2 protein-coding genes are annotated in these 2055 nt (G+C 62.0%); one reads left to right on the top strand and one right to left on the bottom strand.

Features of this window, described 5'->3' with window-relative positions; translation table 11 throughout:
• The first annotated feature begins 310 nt into the window (after window positions 1-310).
• The gene (locus SB659_RS18960) at window positions 311-1252 is read left to right on the top strand and encodes a patatin-like phospholipase family protein (RefSeq protein WP_410551508.1); all 942 of its coding nucleotides are present in this window, start codon (window positions 311-313) and stop codon (window positions 1250-1252) included.
• A gap of 83 nt (window positions 1253-1335) precedes the next feature.
• Here the strand turns inward: SB659_RS18960 and SB659_RS18955 are convergent, their stop codons facing one another.
• Window positions 1336-1929 (bottom strand): HhH-GPD-type base excision DNA repair protein, encoded by a 594-nt coding sequence (locus tag SB659_RS18955; RefSeq protein WP_284980377.1) that lies wholly within the window; start codon window positions 1927-1929, stop codon window positions 1336-1338.
• Window positions 1930-2055: the final 126 nt, after the last annotated feature.

Here is a 2055-nt window from a genome sequence, read left to right as displayed (position 1 = left end):
GTGGGAGAGTAGGACACCGCCGGACAACCATTCAACCGGGGAGCCCCGACCACACGGTCGGGGCTCCCCGCATTTAAGCACCCAAAACACCAAACACAACAAACACACGCCCGCAGTGTTGCGGCGGCCGCGACGTGGTGGATCGCCGCTTACCGTGCTAGCTTGTTCAGTGATCGTGTCATATCGACTGGAGGTGAGACCCATGAACGCAGTATCCATAGTGGGCGCTCCCTCGCTGTCCACGATTTCGCGACTAAGGTAGTCGCCGTCGGGAGCGTCATTTAGCGCAAAATCGCGAAAGGCGACTCCCATGAACAGAAACCATTCTTCGTCCCTGAACTCCATCCCGGCGCCGGCCTCCATTGCCGCGGCTAGCGGACTGAAACGAGCGTTGGTCCTAGGCGGCGGTGGGTCCACAGGCAATGCCTGGCTTATCGGCGTCGTGGCTGGGCTGTATGAGGCTGGGCTCGACGTAACTACGGCGGACTTGACCATCGGAACGTCAGCCGGCTCCACGGCCGCGGCGCAGATCGCGGGTATGTCTCCGACTGAACTTTTGGCGGCCACGCTGGCGCCGTTACCTGTCTCCCGGCAACGCCCCGGGGGAGTCGAGACGCGCGCTAGGCCGACGGTAGACCATCTGGCGCGTATAAAGGGAATCATCTCTTCAGCCGTTGACGCTGCCGACATGCGACGCAGATTGGGCTCGGCCGCATTGGATCTGGATGCGGGTGCCGACGATTCCTGGCAGGCACAGTGGCGAAAAACGGTCGCTTCCCGGCTACCGAACCAAGACTGGCCGGAGCGGGCGGTATTCATCACGGCCGTTGACGCGAAGACGGGTGACCCGGTCGTTTTTGACCGACACAGTGGAGTTGAGTTGGTGGACGCCATCGCAGCCAGTTGTTCCAGTGGCCGTCCGTACCGGATCGGGGGCAACTACTTCATCGATGGCGGTTACCGGTCCAACGCTGAGAATGCGGATCTGGCCGCTGGATTCGGTCGGGTCCTGGTGCTTTCACCGTTCGGCGGCAAGTCCCTGCAGCCAGTGGAGTGGGGCACGCACCTCGCCACTCAGATAGATGCTCTGCGCCACGGTGGCAGCAGTGTGGCCACCGTATTTCCCGACAGCGACGCCGAACACCTGTTTGGGGTGAACGCCATGGACCTTTCGCTTCGTCCCGCCGCCGCGCAAGCCGGGTACGAACAAGGAAGAGCCCAAGCGGCAACGCTCAAGGAACTCTGGAGCTGATACCAGCAGGGCCCTCACTTTCTACGTGAGGGCCCTTCTGCTTTCGCGTACCCGTGGTGGGTTCCCTGCGGGGAACCCGCCAATCAACTGGCCGGTGACTTCGCGGCCTTGGCAGCTGCTTTTGCTGCTTGCTTGCTGGCGCGCACTTTGGCCAACGACGCCGGGTCAACTATGTCGGCGACCGATAGGTAAGAGCCCTGTTCGCCGTAGTGGCCGGATGCTTCCCTCCACCCTTCAGCCCGGAGGCCGCATTGTTTGCCCAGCAACGCCAGGAAGATCTTTGCCTTCTGTTCTCCGAAGCCAGGTAAAGCCATGAGGCGCCGGAGCACTTCAGCGCCGTCGGGATTGCCGTTTGTCCAGATTGCCGCTGCGTCTCCATCCCAATCCCGGTGCACGGTCTCCGCCAGTGCTTGGACCCTGCCCGCCATGGATCCCGGGAATCTATGGACCGCCGGCCTCTCCTTGAAAACTTCGATGAACTCGGCGGGGTCGTACTCGGCGATCGTGGCCGGGTTCAGCGACCCCAAGCGCGCACGGATTTTCTCAGGCCCGGCGAAGGCTGATTCCATGGTGACTTGTTGGTCCAAGAGCATGCCCGTCAGTAGCGCGAATGCGTCGTCGCTGAGCAGCCGGTCCGCGGTGGGATCTCCTGTGATGTGCAGTTCCATGGGTCCCATCCTCCCACCAGTTGCAGCTTCTGTCTGGGCTGTTTTGGGTGGTGTTGTGGGGTGGATTTGCGTTGGTGTGGTGGGGCGTGTATTGTTTTCTGAGTCGCCGGGTGCGAAACGGAAAGCCGGAAGGTG

The sequence above is a fragment of the Arthrobacter sp. SIMBA_036 genome, assembly GCF_046535135.1.
Taxonomy (GTDB): domain Bacteria; phylum Actinomycetota; class Actinomycetes; order Actinomycetales; family Micrococcaceae; genus Arthrobacter.
This window is presented reverse-complemented; position numbering and strand designations above follow the sequence as displayed.